At 69.0% G+C, this 15,019-nt stretch carries 12 protein-coding genes; 3 read left to right on the top strand and 9 right to left on the bottom strand.

The features are described 5' to 3' along the window. Positions 1-246: 246 nt before the first annotated feature. The 3 genes from ABT078_RS41300 to ABT078_RS41290 all read right to left on the bottom strand — a co-directional run bounded on the left by ABT078_RS41300 (position 247) and on the right by ABT078_RS41290 (position 5,158). On the bottom strand, positions 247-1,311 hold the full coding sequence (locus ABT078_RS41300) for an MBL fold metallo-hydrolase (RefSeq protein ID WP_351237413.1): 1,065 nt from the start codon (positions 1,309-1,311) through the stop codon (positions 247-249). A 13-nt stretch (positions 1,312-1,324) separates the two neighbouring features. After that, on the bottom strand, positions 1,325-2,440 hold the full coding sequence (locus tag ABT078_RS41295) for an NAD(P)-dependent alcohol dehydrogenase (RefSeq protein WP_351237411.1): 1,116 nt from the start codon (positions 2,438-2,440) through the stop codon (positions 1,325-1,327). A 381-nt stretch (positions 2,441-2,821) separates the two neighbouring features. Next, the gene (locus ABT078_RS41290; RefSeq protein WP_351237409.1) at positions 2,822-5,158 is read right to left on the bottom strand and encodes an LLM class flavin-dependent oxidoreductase; all 2,337 of its coding nucleotides are present in this window, start codon (positions 5,156-5,158) and stop codon (positions 2,822-2,824) included. A 514-nt stretch (positions 5,159-5,672) separates the two neighbouring features. On the opposite strand from ABT078_RS41290, the gene ABT078_RS41285 reads away from it, so the two are divergent. Both ABT078_RS41285 and ABT078_RS41280 read left to right on the top strand, forming a co-directional pair. Then, positions 5,673-7,832, top strand: a complete 2,160-nt coding sequence (locus ABT078_RS41285) for a SpoIIE family protein phosphatase (RefSeq protein ID WP_351237407.1) — start codon at positions 5,673-5,675, stop codon at positions 7,830-7,832. 355 nt (positions 7,833-8,187) lie between these two features. Then, positions 8,188-8,364, top strand: coding sequence for a thiazolylpeptide-type bacteriocin (locus ABT078_RS41280; RefSeq protein WP_351237405.1), 177 nt, complete (start codon positions 8,188-8,190; stop codon positions 8,362-8,364). A gap of 195 nt (positions 8,365-8,559) precedes the next feature. Here ABT078_RS41280 and ABT078_RS41275 read toward each other — a convergent pair whose 3' ends face one another. The 3 genes from ABT078_RS41275 to ABT078_RS41265 all read right to left on the bottom strand — a co-directional run bounded on the left by ABT078_RS41275 (position 8,560) and on the right by ABT078_RS41265 (position 9,480). Next, positions 8,560-8,727 carry a hypothetical protein gene (locus ABT078_RS41275; RefSeq protein WP_351237403.1) on the bottom strand — a complete coding sequence of 56 codons (168 nt, stop codon included), beginning with the start codon at positions 8,725-8,727 and terminating at the stop codon, positions 8,560-8,562. Between the two features lie 6 nt (positions 8,728-8,733). Next, positions 8,734-8,922: a hypothetical protein gene (locus ABT078_RS41270; RefSeq protein ID WP_351237401.1), complete on the bottom strand. Its 189-nt coding sequence runs from the start codon at positions 8,920-8,922 to the stop codon at positions 8,734-8,736. Positions 8,923-9,054: 132 nt separating this feature from the next. Beyond that, a complete protein-coding gene (locus ABT078_RS41265; RefSeq protein WP_351237399.1) occupies positions 9,055-9,480 on the bottom strand; it encodes a hypothetical protein in 426 nt (141 codons plus the stop codon). Positions 9,481-9,951: 471 nt separating this feature from the next. Here ABT078_RS41265 and ABT078_RS41260 point away from each other — a divergent pair, with 471 nt between their 5' ends. Then, a complete protein-coding gene (locus ABT078_RS41260; RefSeq protein ID WP_351237397.1) occupies positions 9,952-10,152 on the top strand; it encodes a hypothetical protein in 201 nt (66 codons plus the stop codon). A gap of 836 nt (positions 10,153-10,988) precedes the next feature. Here ABT078_RS41260 and ABT078_RS41255 read toward each other — a convergent pair. From ABT078_RS41255 to ABT078_RS41245, 3 genes are all read right to left on the bottom strand, one after another. After that, positions 10,989-12,107 (bottom strand): glycerophosphodiester phosphodiesterase family protein, encoded by a 1,119-nt coding sequence (locus tag ABT078_RS41255; protein ID WP_351237395.1) that lies wholly within the window; start codon positions 12,105-12,107, stop codon positions 10,989-10,991. A gap of 383 nt (positions 12,108-12,490) precedes the next feature. Then, positions 12,491-12,856 (bottom strand): hypothetical protein, encoded by a 366-nt coding sequence (locus ABT078_RS41250; RefSeq protein ID WP_351237393.1) that lies wholly within the window; start codon positions 12,854-12,856, stop codon positions 12,491-12,493. A 249-nt stretch (positions 12,857-13,105) separates the two neighbouring features. Beyond that, positions 13,106-14,551 carry a glyceraldehyde-3-phosphate dehydrogenase gene (locus tag ABT078_RS41245; RefSeq protein WP_351237390.1) on the bottom strand — a complete coding sequence of 482 codons (1,446 nt, stop codon included), beginning with the start codon at positions 14,549-14,551 and terminating at the stop codon, positions 13,106-13,108. Positions 14,552-15,019: the final 468 nt, after the last annotated feature.

Raw genomic sequence — 15,019 nt, 5'->3', positions numbered from 1 at the left:
CGGCGGGGGGGGGGGGGGGGGGGGGGGGGGGGGGGGGGGGGGGGGGGGGGGGGGGGGGGCGGGGGGGGGCGGGGGGGGGGCCCCCCCCCCCCCCCCGCGGTGGTGTGGTGGGGCGCGGTGGTGGCGCGGAGCACCTGACGGGAGCGGTTGGGTGCGCGCCGGTGGCGGGGTGGGTCACCCGGCGTGCCGGGATGAGAGCGCGGGCCGCGGGGTCCGCCGACGGCCCGCGCTCTCATCCATCAGGGATCAGGCGATGTAGAAGGGGCCGCCGTTCCCTTCCGCCTGGTAGCCGTGGTGGGTCCGCTCGGTGCGGGTGGTCTCCGCGACGGTCCACGCGTGGTACTTGGTGAAGACGGTGGCGCCCGCGAGCCGCTCGGGCCAGGTCTGGCCGTTGGAGGTGGTCTTGGTGAGGGTCCTCTCGGTGACGTAGTTCGCTATCGAATTGATCCAGTTCTCGGCGCCGACCATCTGGTACTCCCGGCCCAGCCCCACCACGAAGCCCTGCATGGCCTCGGGGTTGCTCATCTCCTTCAGGGCCTCCTGGGAGAACGCCAGCACGTCGTGCCAGTACTCACGCACGATTTCGACGTCCTCGCGCGTGCCCCAGCGGGAGATGTGACCGCCGATCAGGGCCTTGAAGTCGTAGGACAGGATGTCGTCGTGGGCCTGGTAGAACCCGCTGATGTTCTCCGAGACGTCGCAGTGCATGAACGTCACCGAGCCGGGGCTCACGATGTCGATCTTGGTGAGGACCTTCTGCTCGGGCCCGTAGATGTAGATGTTGCCCGGGCAGTGGTCGGCGCCCTTGTAGGACAGCTCGAGCTTCGTGCCGCCCACGTCGAGGGTCTCGTCGGTGGTGAACGTGTCGGTGGGCAGCGGACGGTACTTGTCGGGGAAGCGGGTCAGCAGTTCCCGGGTGATGTCATGCGCGACGATCTTGACGTCCGGACCGAACTGGGACGCCGCGCCGATGTGGTCGGAGTGCCAGTGGCTGTAGATCAGGTGCGTGACGGGCTCCCTGGTGACGGACCTGATCGCCGACTGCAGGTTCTCGCCGAGTCCGGGCGGGGCGTCGATCACGACGACGCCGCTGCCCGTCACCACGAAGCCCGCGTCGTAGCCGGCCGGGCTCGTGACCCAGTAGAAGTTGCCGCCGTCGCCCACGTTCTCCAGGTGGTAGCCCTTCTCGTAGAACGACGGGTCGTTCAGGTACTCGGGCATGAACTGCTTCGGGGACGGCGCGTGCTCTGCGGCCACCGCCTTCGAGAAGCCCCACTTCGTCGGGTAGAAGTCGCCGAACTTGTTTGACATGTAGTCACTCCTGTTACTTTCGGCCGGTGTCTGCGATGCGCAGGACCGGCTTGACCACATCTCCGCGTGCCGCGTCAGCGAACGCCGCGTCGATGTCGTCGAACTCGTAGAACCGCACCAGCCGGTCGATCGGGAAACGGCCGGACTGGTACAACTGGGTGAGCTTCGGGATGAACAGCTGCGGAACCGCGTCGCCTTGGACGATTCCGCGTACCGATTTGCCGAGCGCAAGCCCGCCGGCGGGCACCGCAGCGTCCGGGGCTCCCCCGGCCACCAGGCCGACCTCGCCCATCGGCCTCAGGGACGCGACCGCGAGGGCGAGCATCTCGGCCCGGCCGGTCGTGTCCAGGACGTAGCCGACGCCTCCGCTCGTGATGTCCCTGATCGCCTCGGCGACGTCCGCCTGACCGGCGTCGACGGTGTGGGTGGCGCCCAGTTCCCCGGCCAGAGCGAGACGTTGGGTGTTGATGTCCACGGCGATGATCGTCGACGCGCCCGCCAGGTGCGCCGCCATCAAGGCGCCGAAACCGACAGCCCCGACACCGAAGATCGCGATGGTCCCGCCCGCGGGCACGGCGAACGCGTTCAGCACGGCCCCGGCGCCGGTCTGCAGGCTGCAGCCAAGCGGTCCGAGCAGTTCCAGCGGCGCGTCCTTGCCGACCTTGACGGTGTTCCGCTCCGTGGCCAAGGCGTACGTGGCGAAGGCGGACTGCCCGAAGAAGTGCCCGGAGACCTGCCCGGCAGCGGCACCGGTGCGGCGCAGGCCGCGGGTGCCGTCGAGCCGGGCTCCGGAAAAGTTCGCGGTGAGGGTCTGAGCGCAGTAGGCCGGGTTGCCGCTCAGGCACTGCGGGCAGTGCCCGCATGACTGGTAGGACATGACGACGTGATCACCGGGATGCAGCCCGGTGACCGCCCGGCCGACCCGCTCGACGACGCCGGCTCCCTCGTGGCCCAGCACGATCGGCAGCGGGGCCGGGGTGTGCCCGTTCCTCGCGTGCGCATCGGTCTGGCAGATCCCGGTGGCGACGAGCCGGACCAACACCTCGTCGTCTCGGGGCCCTTCGAGTTCGAGTTCCTCGATCGCGAACGCCTTTGACGCTCCTTCGGTCACAGCTGCTCGTATCCGCATGGACGTCCTTCTTTCTGGCGAGACGGAGGCCTTCGCATCCGGCCGGCGCTCTGTCGGCTCGTGCTCCACGGAAAGTGGCGCGGCTCGGATGGCCCGTGGGATCGCACCCGTCGGCGAGGACGGCCTGACACCCACAATCGTTTGCTCAACAAATAATGCTGTCCAACAAATGATTTTGTCAACCAAATGTATGTTGCTTCACATATCTCGAGAGCCGCGAGTGGCGGCGGTTCAGGCCGCGAGCGGACCGTAGGTGGCGGTCGGCCCCAGGGCCCTCGCGCCGGGCCCGTGCCCGACGACGAGGACGGGCGGATCCCCCGAGTGGGCCGCGGGGCGCGAAAGGCCGCGGGTGACCCGCAGCGCCAGGAACTCCGCCGCCGGTCAGTGCGGCTCTGTGCGCCCGCCGTCGTCGTCGGCGGGCGCAGCGTCGACGGGCGCAACGTGGGCGGGCGGGACGTCGGCGGGCGGGATGGGGAAGTTGCGGTTGAAGACGTTGTCGGGGTCGTAGAGGGCCTTGAGCTCGCGCAGCCGGCCGAGGGTGGGTTCGGGGAAGGCGTCGTGCAGGCGCTGCGGGTCGGTGTCGGTCTCGAAGCTGAGGTACATGCCGTCCAGGTGTGGGTAGAGCTCGGCCCACAGGGCGTTGAGCCGCGGGACGTGCTCGGGCGGGGCCGCGGCGAGGACCGAGAAGTTCTGGCTTCGGTGTGCGTAGGCGGTCGCGTCGCGGGGGACGTCGTTGACGGCACCGCCCACGGAACGGATCTGGATGACCGGCACCTCCCCGGAGTGCATCATCGTCTGCATGACGCCTGCGGCCTCCGGGGTGATGTGGTGCAGCAGGCCGCTGCGGGTGTCCTCCAGCCCTTCCCCCCGGTGCTTGTTGTGCGGAGGAGTGACCAGTGCCGCGTACGGCGCGATATGCGTTCTCCTGCCAAGGACGGGACCGATCTGGAGAAACGGGGCCAGTGCGGTCTCCGCTGCCTCGACGTCGTCGTCGGCATGGACGAGCGTGGCCCGGGCCACCGGTCCGCGCGAACCGGCGAAGACCGACAGGAAGCCGGTCAGTTCGCGAGGGGCGTCCTCGACGAGCCGCCCCCAGCGCTGCAGCATGTCGGCGGTGTCACTCGCGCCCACGGTGATCTGGGCGAAGGCGACGTCGCCGACCTCGTACGCCTCCAGTTCGAGCGCGGTGACGACGCCGAAGTTGCCGCCCGCGCCGCGTATCGCCCAGAACAGGTCGGGGTGCCGGGTGCGGTCGGCGCGCAGCAGACGGCCGTCGGCGGTGACGATCTCGGCCGCCACGACGTGGTCGATGGTGAGGCCGTACTTGCGAGCCATGAAGCCGACACCGGCGGTGGTGGCGAGGCCGCCGACGCCGACGTCGCCGTAGTCGCCCGAACTCATCGCCAGTCCGTGCGGTGCCAGCGCCTGGGCGACCTCGCCCCAGCGTGCGCCCGGTTCGAGGCGTATGAGTCCGGTGGAGCGGTCGAGGACCGTGACCCGGTTCATCCGCGACAGATCGATGACGACGCCGCCGTCGTTGGTGGACCGGCCACTGATGCCGTGCCCGCCACTGCGTACCGACAGCGGCACTTCCTGGCTGCGGGCGTAGCGGACGGCGTCGACGACCTCGGCGGCGTTGCCCGGCCGCAGCACGAGCGCCGGTGACCCGCGGCGGATGTACGTGTGGCGGACCCGCTCGTACTCCGAGTCGCCCGGCTCGACCGCCGTGGCGGCCAGGCTGGGCGGCGTCGCGTCGTAGTCGATGCCGGGCAGGCGTTTGGCCAAGGCGACGGCCGGCCGGACGGGCCCGGCCGGGGTGCCGGCAACCATCCGTTCGCGCGCGACGGCCTCCCGGAGTGCGGGGGCGACCTCCTGACCGAAGGTCTGGATCAGGCGATGATCGTCGCGACCGACGATGAACGCACTGAAGCCCTCGTCGAGCACCAGCGGCAGCAGTTGCTCGACCCACTGGTCCGGCGGCCCCTGCAGGAAGCCACGGCCGGAGGGAGAGAAGTCGACCTGGAACAGGTTGAGCAGTCGGCGGATCTGCCGCGGGTCACGTCCGGCCGCTGCCGCGGCCTCATCGATGAGCCGGTTCGCGGTGACCCGGTCGGGCGAGCGGAGGTACTCCCAGGTCGGCAGCCATCCGTCTGCCGCGCTGCCGGTCAGCGCGAGCATGCGCGGTTTGTAGGCACCCAGCCAGATCCCGATGTCGTGCGACGGTGCCGGACCGCGCCCCGTGCCCGGCACCGGGTAGTACTCCCCGTCGCGCTGCAGCGGCGTGTGCGTAGAGGTGTCCCAGAGGCCGCGCAGGACGTCGATGGCCTCGCGCAGTGCGTCGACGGCCTGCCCTGCGGTGAGCCGGCGCCCGCCCATGCCCTCGATGCCGTCCCACATCGCACCGGCACCCAGGCCGAGTTCGAAGCGGCCATCGGACAGCAGATCCAGGCTCGCCGCGGCCCGGGCCAGCACGGTGGGTGGGCGCAGGGGCAGGTTCAGCACGTCGGCCGAGACGCGCAACCGCTCCGTGCGGGAGGCGATCCAGCTCAGCAGTGTCCAGGTGTCGAGGAAACCCGGGTTGTACGGATGGTCTTGGAAGGTGGCCAGGTCCAGGCCGGCCGCCTCGGTCAGTTCGCCCAGCGCGACGACCCGCTCGGGGTCCTCGGCACTCGGCGTGATGAACGTCCCGAACAGCAGGTCATGACCGTAGTCGGGCATCGCCCGCCTCCTCGTCTAAGCAATCGTTGGTCGGACATGAAGTCTACGTAGCAAATGTTTTGCTGACCAATTGATTGCACAGTCACAATAATCCATCGGCTAGAAGGGTGGACCTGTGGAGTGCACGGGAGGCCGCGCGCCGGCCGGGCGGGGGCGGGGAAGGCGGGCGCGACCGAGGCATACGCGCCCACCGGCAGGCTGGGCTCACCGGCGAATACGGTCTGCCGGGTGACGGAACGCCGGCACCGATCGCTTCCCACGACCGCCCTGGCCGTCACCCCACCGCCCCGACGCGGGAGGATCCGTCAGCAACTCGCTGTCGTTCTGCGCAAGGGATCCATGCCCGGGCCCGACCGTCCGGCGTCAGACACCACCATCGACATGCGGGTGAGCGATTTCTCCCATATATGGATAATTTGGGGTTGCGTCGCCGGCGGAGCCGGTCGGGTGCTGCAGGCAGCGTGGGTCGACACACACGCGAGCGACCTGAGAGCGCAGGAGAGGGGGAACCCTCATGGAGCAGCCCACTGCTGCCGTCGCCGACGGGCTGGAGCGGCTCGTGGACCCGTTTCGATGTGTGATGCAAAACGTCAGTGCTTCGGTGGGCGGGATATACCTCCTCCCCCCGGACGGGCAGGTGGTGCGCCTGGCGATGGTTTCCGGGGCGTCCTGGCGTATCGCCGCGCCCTGGACCCGGGTCGCGACGGACGCCTCCACGCCGCTGACCGACGCCATGCGTGAGCACCGGCTCGTGTGGGTGGGGAGCCAGGAGGAGATGGCAAGTCGCTATCCCAAGATGGGACTCGCGCTTCCCTACGACTTCATGCTGGCCGCTGCTCCGTTCACCGGTGGTACGAGCGTCTGGGGCGGGGTCGTGTTCCTGTGGCCCATGTGGCATCCGCCGCAGTTGTGCCCGCGCGAGCACGACGCGATCGACGCCTTCTGCCATGGCACGGGCGTGCTCCTCCAGCGGGCATCCGATCAGGGCAATCCGCTGTTGCCTGCCTCCGAACCCCAGATCCTGCACCCGGCCCGGTCCCGCACGACAGGGTGGGCCGAGACTCTGGAGGTGGTGGAGTTCGTCGAGCGATTGCCCGTGGGCTGCTGTGCTCTCGACCTGGACGGCCGGATCACCTTCTACAACGCTGCCGCGGCCGATCTGCTCGGCGCTGGTGCCACCGATCTGATAGGCACCCGGCCGTGGGAGACCGTGCTGTGGCTACAGGGCCCGGTCTTCGAGGAGCGCTACCGCGCCGCTGTGCTCAGCCGTCAACCGACCTCCTTCACGGCACTGCGCCCACCGGATCAGTGGCTGACCTTCCAGCTCTATCCGGGCACTTCCGGCATCAGTGTCCACATCACTGCCCGTCCCGCGGGACAGGAGACGCCTGCCGCTCACGGGCGTTCCCCTGCGGAGCCGGGTGATTCCACCGGACCCCACTCGTTGATGCACCTGGCGGCGACCCTCACCGAGGCCGTCGGCGTCAACGATGTGGCCGACCTGGTTGCCGAGCAGCTCGTGCCCGCCTTCGGCCCCCAGGGACTCGCCCTGATGGTGAACGACGAAGGCCGACTGCGGATCGTCGGCCACACCGGGTACAGCTCCGAGTTCCTGGACCGATACGACGGCGCTCCCCTGACCGCCGACACCCCGCCCACCCACGCCTTGACCACTGGCATACCGAGCTTCTTCACCAGCTTCCAGGACTTCCGGCGCGCCTACCCCGGCGCTGTCCGCTACGGCTCCAGGAACGCCTGGGCCTTCCTGCCACTGATCACCTCCGGACACCCTGTCGGAGCCCTCGTCCTCTCCTACGATCAGCCCCGACCCTTCCCGCCGGCCGAACGCGCCATCCTGGTCTCCCTGGCCGGCCTCATCGCCCAGGGCCTGGACCGGGCACGTCTCTACGACGCCACACACCAGCTCGCCCACACCCTCCAGACCGGCCTGCTCCCCAAAGCCCTGCCCAGCGTCCCCGGCCTCGACGTGGCTGCGCGCTATCTCCCCGCCCGCCAAGGCATGGATGTTGGCGGCGACTTCTACGACCTCATCCGGTGTGATGCGACCACCGCCACCGCAGCCATCGGCGACGTCCAAGGTCACAATGTGACGGCCGCCGCTCTCATGGGCCAGGTCCGCACCGCCGTCCACGCCCACGCCACCCTCGGCACAGCCCCGGGCGAAGTTCTCGCCCGCACCAACCGTCTCATGACCGACCTCGACCCAGGGCTGTTCACCAGCTGCCTGATCGCCCACCTCGACCCTGCACACCATCACGCACGCCTGGCCACCGCCGGACATCCCCCTCCGCTGCTGCGCCACCCCGACGGCCACACCGAGATCCTCCGCCTGCCGCCCTGCCTGCTGCTGGGCATTGACCCGAACGCCGCGTATCCCGCCACCGACATTCGATTCCGCCCGGGCACGGTCCTCGTCCTCTACACCGATGGCCTCGTCGAAACCCCCGGCGCCGACATCGACGACGCCACCGCCGCCCTCGCCCAACAGCTCGCCCACGCCGAAGAGTCGACCATGGACGACCTCGCGGACACCCTCATCCACTACAGCGGCCGCCCGACGCCGTGCAACGACGACATCGCCCTGCTCCTCATACAGGCAACTCCAATACAGGCAACCCCAGGACAGACCGGCGAAACGGACTCCCGTCAGTGACGAATGTCCTGGTGACAGCCCGATTGATCCACCGCTCAGGCGTGTGCGGGCGACCGGAACCACGGCATCGTGGGGGAGGCCGAGCCGGAACCTCTGCCTCCGACGACATCCGTACGCCTCCGGTACGGAGGCGTACGGAACGGGCAAAGCGGGCCGGTCAAGCGGGCCGGGCCCAGATCGGGGTACCGCACCGGCGGGCAAGGCTCTTACGACACCCTCCAGCGTGCCGCTGACACCGGCTGTCAGCGGGGTGTCAGTGAAAGCCCAGGTGTGGTGAGAGGACGTGCGACTGCAATGGCACCACGAGGGAGCCCTGCCGGAACCGCCGGTGGGCCCCGGTACCCAGGGAGAAGCCATGGCCACGAAGCCCGAGCTCGCCACCCTTGCCGACGACATCCTGGAGCTCGAGTCGGAGACCTTCGAGATCTCCGACTACTCCGACGCCGCCGAGGTCGTCCTGGCCGGTTCGACGTCCTGCTCGTCGACCTCGACCTGCTCCAGCACCACCAGCACCACCTCCTGCAGCGCCTGACACCGGACGTCCGGACCACATCCCCTTGTGCGACCCCGTCGCACAAGGGGATGTTCCACGCCCGGGCCCCGGCCGATGCGGGGCACAGCAGGCCGGGGCCACCGCCCTCGGCGCCGCCCCGGACAACTCGGCCCGCAGCAAGTGCGGCTGCGCCTGAAGCCGGCGGTGCACAGTCGACGGGCGCCACTTCGGACATCACGGGAACGGATGCGGACCGGCCCTGCCCCCGGGCTCCGGCAGGACATCGCTGCGCCTTCCCGGCGCGGCCCGCAGTCGTGGCATCAGCAGGGCCCGCTGCCGTGACCAGCCGAAGTCCGGCAGCAGCGCGCCGGGAACGGTCAGGCTCACCGCGTTCAGGCGCATCCGCCGCTACTCCGGCGTCGCCCGGTCCACGGTGACGACGCCGTCGTCCGACATGCGGCGGTGTCGGCCCCGTCCGGGCAGGTTGACGAATGTGAGTCGCTCCTTGGCGCGTCGGCCACGATGGCCGCCGGCGCCGGAGGCTTCGGCTGTGGTCTGCAGGCCTTGGATGGTCATGAAGATGGTGGTCGTGAGCATGGCGAACTCCGGGACTTGCTCATTGGCGGCGGCCGGGATGCGCCTCGGACTCTCGCCGGTGTCGCGTGGACGGAAGTCCGTCGACGTGACACCGGCGTAGTCCTCAGCTCCCCCCGTCGGTCAGGACGTCGCTCAGGCCTTGTGGCTGTCGTGCTTCTTGCCGTACCGAGCCTGCTCGAAGTACCAGTCGTCGAAGTCGTGCCGACGGTCCGTCAGCACGATGACCCACTTGCCGTCGATCCAGTGGGCGAAGCGCTGGCCGTCGTAGCGGTAGTGATGGTGGCGGTCGTGGCTGTACCAGTAACCGCGGCCGTCCTTCTCGCGGTCCCGATGCCACCGACCGTCCCAGTCGTGGCGCTCGCTGTTCCGGTCGTAACGCCTTCCGTCCTGGTCGTAGCGCTCGCCGTCCCGGGTCGTGATGAGGGTGCCGGCGTCCCGCCGCTCCTGTGCGGTGGGAAGCGACTCCGCGGACGCCGAGCCCGCGGCGCCGACCAGGGCGATACCGACCAGCGCCATCGAGGCGGTGGAGGTGGCCATGCGTCGAATCAGCTTGTTCATGTCTGTGTCTCCTTCTACGCCCGCCGTTGGGCGTCGAACGACGAACCTGCACGTGAGGTCCGTCCACAAGGCGCGGTGTTCTCGTAGGCATGCGAGGAGTCATTCCGTTCGCGATGCTGGTTCACCGTTCGCGACTCCACGCCGTCCCGCTTGCATTGAACCTAACAGATGATTGATGTCAGTCAATCATTTAGATGATGTGATGGTTGCCTCACCCGTTGAATCCCTGGAGAGGTCCGGCGCCATACGCAGGGGCAGGCAGGTCAAGACCGGAGCCCCGCTCTTCGCTGCGGCGCACCACAGGAGCCGTCGCACTCAGCCACCTTCTCGTCCGCGCGGCAGGGTGCGGCCAAGTCGTCGCCGTGGCTTCTCGGCGCACGAGAGGTGCACCCGAAACGAGGCCCAAGGCTTCCCGCCGGGAGGGCCCCTTCGGAATCGCCACCCGCGCGGCCTTTCGCACCCATCGCGAGGATGGTCGAAGCGTCTGCCGTCGAGATCCCCGGCAGACCCCGCGGCCATTTCGCCCTCGCGACCGCCGTGCGGGGCGAGGACCGCAGCCCGCGATCCCTCGCCGAACGCCCGGGCGTCGACCGGACGGGCATGACCCACCTACTGGACGACCTGGGACGAGTCGGCCCGCTGGAGCGCAGCGCGGACCGGCGGATCGCATGAACCGGCGCACGATTGCCACCGGGCCCGGCGTGGAACGGGGGCCAACCGCGCAGCCCGGTGGGCCTTGTTGAACGGAAGCCGCCCGAAGCCCTGCCCGAGGAGACACGTGAGGCGTGTATGTGCCACGCCGTGCGCGCTCGCCCGCCACGTCATCGCTCTCGAAACGGACCGCCGCTGACGGGGAGGCGGGTGCCGGCCTCAGAACCCGAGGAACCTGGGCGAGTGCGGCGTCACCGGCGAGGGCGCTCGTCGGCCTGACGCCCGACTCAGGCCTCGTACGGTGATGAACTCGAGCGGTGATGAACTCGAGCGGCGCGGGCGATCGCGACAACTCTCCGTAGTGGGTGAGGTCCGCCGCGGCGCAGGCTCAACGCTCCGATGCCCCACATCGGAATGAATGAAGGCTCGTCGACCAGGTCGGGCCGCGTGGCCGTCAGCGGCACGCGGCCCGGACCGACCCAAAATCATCCGGGCAGCGCTCGGCCGAGGAGGATGCCGGCACGATGCACTGCTCGACTCTATTGCCGCGGGCGTCGCGCGCCATGGCCCGCAGCATGACGAACGGCGCCGAGCGGGGCGCGTCCAACTGGGTGCGCCGACCGCGGCGGCCACACCAACCGATACGAACAAATGCAGCCAGATACGGGCATACATGAAGCGGTGACCGTGAGATCGCTCCGGCGCTTCGCCGTGTCCGCCACATCAGTGTCCACGTCGTGGTCGAGCTGGATCGGTGGCAGCGGGCTCTCTCGTTCACCGGGGGTGCCGCTGAACCGGGCCGGCCCACGGCGGGCGTGTTCCGGTTCCGGGAATCCCGGAACCGGAACGCATGCAACTCAGTGGTGGTGCTTGAGGGTGTACTGCTTGGGCAGCTTGAAGCCCCGCTCCGCCATGACCTCACGGAGCCGGTCCGGGTAGTCGGTGATGATGCCGTCCACGCCGTCGTCGATCAGCTTGTTCATGGTGGGCTTGTCGTCCACCGTCCAGGGGATGACCTTCAGACCGGCCCTGTGGGCGTCATCCACCAGCTTCTTGGTGGTGTAGGGGACATAGGCCGGGTCGGTGACCGTGCCGTTCTGCGGGTTGCCGTGCACCGGCGAGATCGCGTCCGCGTCGAAGGACTTGACCGCTGCGACCAGATCCCCTCCGAAGTCGTCGATGTCGATGCCGCCGAGCCACGGTGAGGCGCCTTCCATGCCCACCTGCAGGAACTGCTGGCCATTGGTCAGTGCCACGATCGGCAGCTCGGGGGCGACCTGACGCATACGCATCAGTGCGCCCCAGTCGAAACTCTGGATGGACACCTGCTGCGAAAGACCCGATTGACGCACCTGGCGCGCAACGACCTGGACGAACTCCTCGCGGGGCGCGGTCTCGTGCGGGGCTCCGGCCTCGACCTTGGTCTCGATGTTCATCCAGACCTTCTTCGCCTTGTACTTCTTGACGACGTCGAAGACCTCGGTCAGCAGGGGCATCCGGGCACCCGGGCTCGGACGCTGTCCGGGGAACTGGGGCAGGGTCGAGGAGCCGCAGTCGAGGGTGCGGACCTGGGCCAGGGAGAGGTTGACGATGTACTTGCCGACGTAGGGGTACTCCGGATCGCCCGGCGTGACGGGACCCGTGTCCTTGCACTTCGTGCCGGCGATCTTCCGGTCGTGGGTGACGACGGCCTGGTGGTCCTGGGTGATCTGGACATCGAGCTCGAGCGTACTCACGCCGGTCTCCAGCCCGTTGGCGAAAGCGGCCGTGGTGTTCTCGACGACCAGCCCCAGGCCTCCCCGGTGGGCCTGCAGGTCGAAACCACGCGGCCCGTGAGTGTGCTCCTTGCGCTGCTCCGGCACGGCGGGCGCGGTGTCGGCGGCCGCCATCGGCACAACAACGGCGAGGGCACAGGAGCCGACAGCCAGTGCGGTGGCTGCCCGGGCCACCGTGCGGCGGGTCAGACGGTTGACCATGATGTTCTGTCTCTTTTCGGTGCGGTGGGGCCCATCGGCCCGGTTCTGCGCACTCTGGGACAGCAAACGCACTGACAGATGTTGCTGAGCCTGCCACTGCACTACGAGCAGACGACACCCAGGGTGGAATGCCTCGGAAACGGTCATGAACCCTGGGCTCCGAGGTGCTGAGCCTCCCAGCACGGAGCGGGTCCAAGAGGAAACCAGGATCAGTCGACGCACTACTCACCGCTGTGGGGTATCGCGTCCGCGTGCACCCGCAGTTCGTCCCGACGCCGTCCGGCGCCACGGGCCGCATGGCGCAGTGCCGCGTCGGGGAGCGATCTCTCCGCTTGTCGTCCAACGTCCGGCCCACTGCAGGGCCCGGTGGCAGCGGAGGGTGTTCAGATCCAGTTGCCCCAGCCGAAGGTGGCGATGCAGGCCCGTCGGACGGCGTCCCGGCCGCGGGCACTGCCGATGCGCATCACTGCCAGGGCGAGAACGAACCAGGCCGTCAGCGCACCAGCGACGATCAAGGTCCATCGAGCGCCGGCGAAGCCGGCGACCACGACCAAGGCGATGACCGTCACGCCCAGGCCCCTGCGGGCGGCGGGGAGATCCGAGCGGAGTGCCTCGCGCACAGACCGGCGTTCTGCACGGATATCCCGCGTGTACGCCTCAGAGGCCGAACCGTTGCCGCTCTTTCGCTCAGCACCATGCTCCATGGGCAGCCACCGTTGCAGATCCACGTACAGGTCCAGCCGCAGCACGGGGCGCCGGTGGACACCCGGGAAGGGCGCCTGAATCGGGCTGATGCCCGTCGGACGCCCTTCTCGGAACGCACCTGAGCGGCGAGACCGGATACACGCATGGTGCGGCCGGCCGTTCGGCTGCCGACGGCGGCCGGCGAAGGCGGGTGGTGAGTGGTGGTGGGAGAGCAACCGGATGCCGTTCGGGATCGGTTGCCGCCCCACTGCCGCCCCGCCTGCCGGGCCACCGGTTCGGAAGGACCGCGGAGATCAGACCAGCGGTGCCGGGTAGGTCGGGTACTCCACCCCGGAGACGTACTGGACGACGCGGATCACCTGGCAGGAGTAGCCGAACTCGTTGTCGTACCACAGGTAGAGGATCGCGTTGTCGCCGTCGACCTTGGTGGCGCCCGCGTCGATGATCGAGGCGTGGCGCGAACCGATGAAGTCGCTCGAGACCGCGTCGGGGGCGGTGGTGAAGTCGATCTGGCGCTTGAGCGGCGAGGTCAGCGACACGTTGCGGAGGTGGTCGAGGACCTCCTCGCGGGTGGTCTCCCGCCCGAGCCGCAGGCTGAGGATCGCGATCGAGACGTCCGGCACCGGGACGCGGATCGAGCTGCCGCTGATCGGCGCCTTGAGGTCGGGCAGCGCCTTGGCGACGGCGGACGCGGCACCGGTCTCGGTGATGACCATGTTGAGCGGCGCCGAACGGCCGCGGCGGTCGGAGCTGTGGTAGTTGTCCAGCAGGTTCTGGTCGTTGGTGAACGAGTGGACGGTCTCCACGTGGCCGCGCAGGACGCCGTACTCGTCCGCCATCGCCTTCAGCGGCGGGACGATCGCGTTGGTGGTGCAGGAGGCACAGGACAGGATCTGCTCGTCCGGCTTGATCATGTCGTGGTTGACGCCGTGGACGATGTTCGGGACGTCGCCCTTGCCCGGCGCGGTCAGGACGACCTTGTCGATGCCCGGGCGCAGGTGCTTCGACAGGCCCGCGCGGTCGCGCCACTTGCCGGTGTTGTCGATGAGGATGGCGTCCTTGATGCCGTACGCCGTGTAGTCGATCTCCGTCGGGTCGCCGGCGTAGATCACCTTGATCTCGTTGCCGTTGGCGATGATCGTGCTGTTCGCCTCGTCCACGGTGATCGTGCCCTGGAACTGGCCGTGTATGGAGTCACGGCGCAGAAGCGAGGCGCGCTTGACGATGTCCTGGTCGCCGCCCTGGCGGACGACGATGGCGCGCAGGCGCAGGCCGTTGCCGGAGCCGGCCTTCTCGATGAGCAGACGGGCGACGAGGCGGCCGATGCGGCCGAACCCGTAGAGGACGACGTCGCGCGGCTCGCGGCACTCGATCTTGTTGGCACCCGTGGCGCCGGCGACGGCCCCGGCGGTGAACTCCTCCACCGGGAGACCGCGGTCGTCGGCCTTGTACGTGGCGGCGAGCATGCCGATGTCGATCTGGGAAGGGCCGAGATCGAGCGTGGTGAGTGCTTGCAGGAACGGCAGCGTCTCGGTGACCGAGAGTTCCTCACCGGCAATCTGCCGGGCGAATCGGTGGGTCTTGAGGATGCTGACCACCGACTTGTTCACCAAGGAGCGGCTGTGAAGCAGGACCGTGACGTCCCGCTCCCTGTGCAGCTTCCCGATGATCGGGATCATCGACTCCGCGATCTCCTCGCGGTTCTTCCAATTGGTGAACGAGTCGTCATTGACAGTCACAGGTTTATCTTTCGAGCTAGGCGGCGCTCACATGCTAACCCGCCGCCACTTTGATCATTCAAACGGTGCCACCTGAGCGGGATGCCACAGCCGGCCCGCGGCCGGACCAGGGCAGAAATCGTCGCAACACAGGACAGGCATATCCGACTTTGTCGAGTTATACCCAGATCTAGCCACTTGCCCAGGGTCGGGCGGGCGCATGGTTGCGGCCCCTGGCGGAGTGAGCCCGACAGACCGAGCAGGCCATCGACGCGCTCAACCGTCGCTTCGGCTCCCCCGCCCTGACCGGCCGCCGGCTTCAACGGGCACACGGCGACGCCGACGCCCGCACCGCACCTCCTCCAGCGCACGCTCGTGCACATCGACACGACTGCTGCCTCTGCAGGTCCTCGCCGAACCGCCGGGACTCTACGTTCCGGAGTCGTCGAACCGGGCGTCCAGAACCGTGTCGAGTTCCGCGGCCCATTC

The sequence above is a fragment of the Streptomyces sp. NPDC002133 genome (genome assembly GCF_040296405.1).
Classification (GTDB): Bacteria; Actinomycetota; Actinomycetes; order Streptomycetales; family Streptomycetaceae; genus Streptomyces.
Note: the sequence above shows the minus strand (reverse complement) of the source record. Positions and strands in the feature narration are given on the sequence as shown.

Excerpts from the sequence above, each read along its gene's own strand:
- ABT078_RS41295 (WP_351237411.1), bottom strand. The coding sequence starts at position 2,440 with ATGCGGATACGAGCAGCTGTGACCGAAGGAGCGTCAAAGGCGTTCGCG.
- ABT078_RS41280 (WP_351237405.1), top strand. The coding sequence starts at position 8,188 with ATGGCCACGAAGCCCGAGCTCGCCACCCTTGCCGACGACATCCTGGAG.
- ABT078_RS41260 (WP_351237397.1), top strand. The coding sequence starts at position 9,952 with ATGGTCGAAGCGTCTGCCGTCGAGATCCCCGGCAGACCCCGCGGCCAT.
- ABT078_RS41255 (WP_351237395.1), bottom strand. The coding sequence starts at position 12,107 with ATGGTCAACCGTCTGACCCGCCGCACGGTGGCCCGGGCAGCCACCGCA.
- ABT078_RS41300 (WP_351237413.1), bottom strand. The coding sequence starts at position 1,311 with ATGTCAAACAAGTTCGGCGACTTCTACCCGACGAAGTGGGGCTTCTCG.
- ABT078_RS41285 (WP_351237407.1), top strand. The coding sequence starts at position 5,673 with ATGGAGCAGCCCACTGCTGCCGTCGCCGACGGGCTGGAGCGGCTCGTG.
- ABT078_RS41290 (WP_351237409.1), bottom strand. The coding sequence starts at position 5,158 with ATGCCCGACTACGGTCATGACCTGCTGTTCGGGACGTTCATCACGCCG.
- ABT078_RS41270 (WP_351237401.1), bottom strand. The coding sequence starts at position 8,922 with ATGCTCACGACCACCATCTTCATGACCATCCAAGGCCTGCAGACCACA.
- ABT078_RS41265 (WP_351237399.1), bottom strand. The coding sequence starts at position 9,480 with ATGAACAAGCTGATTCGACGCATGGCCACCTCCACCGCCTCGATGGCG.
- ABT078_RS41275 (WP_351237403.1), bottom strand. The coding sequence starts at position 8,727 with ATGCGCCTGAACGCGGTGAGCCTGACCGTTCCCGGCGCGCTGCTGCCG.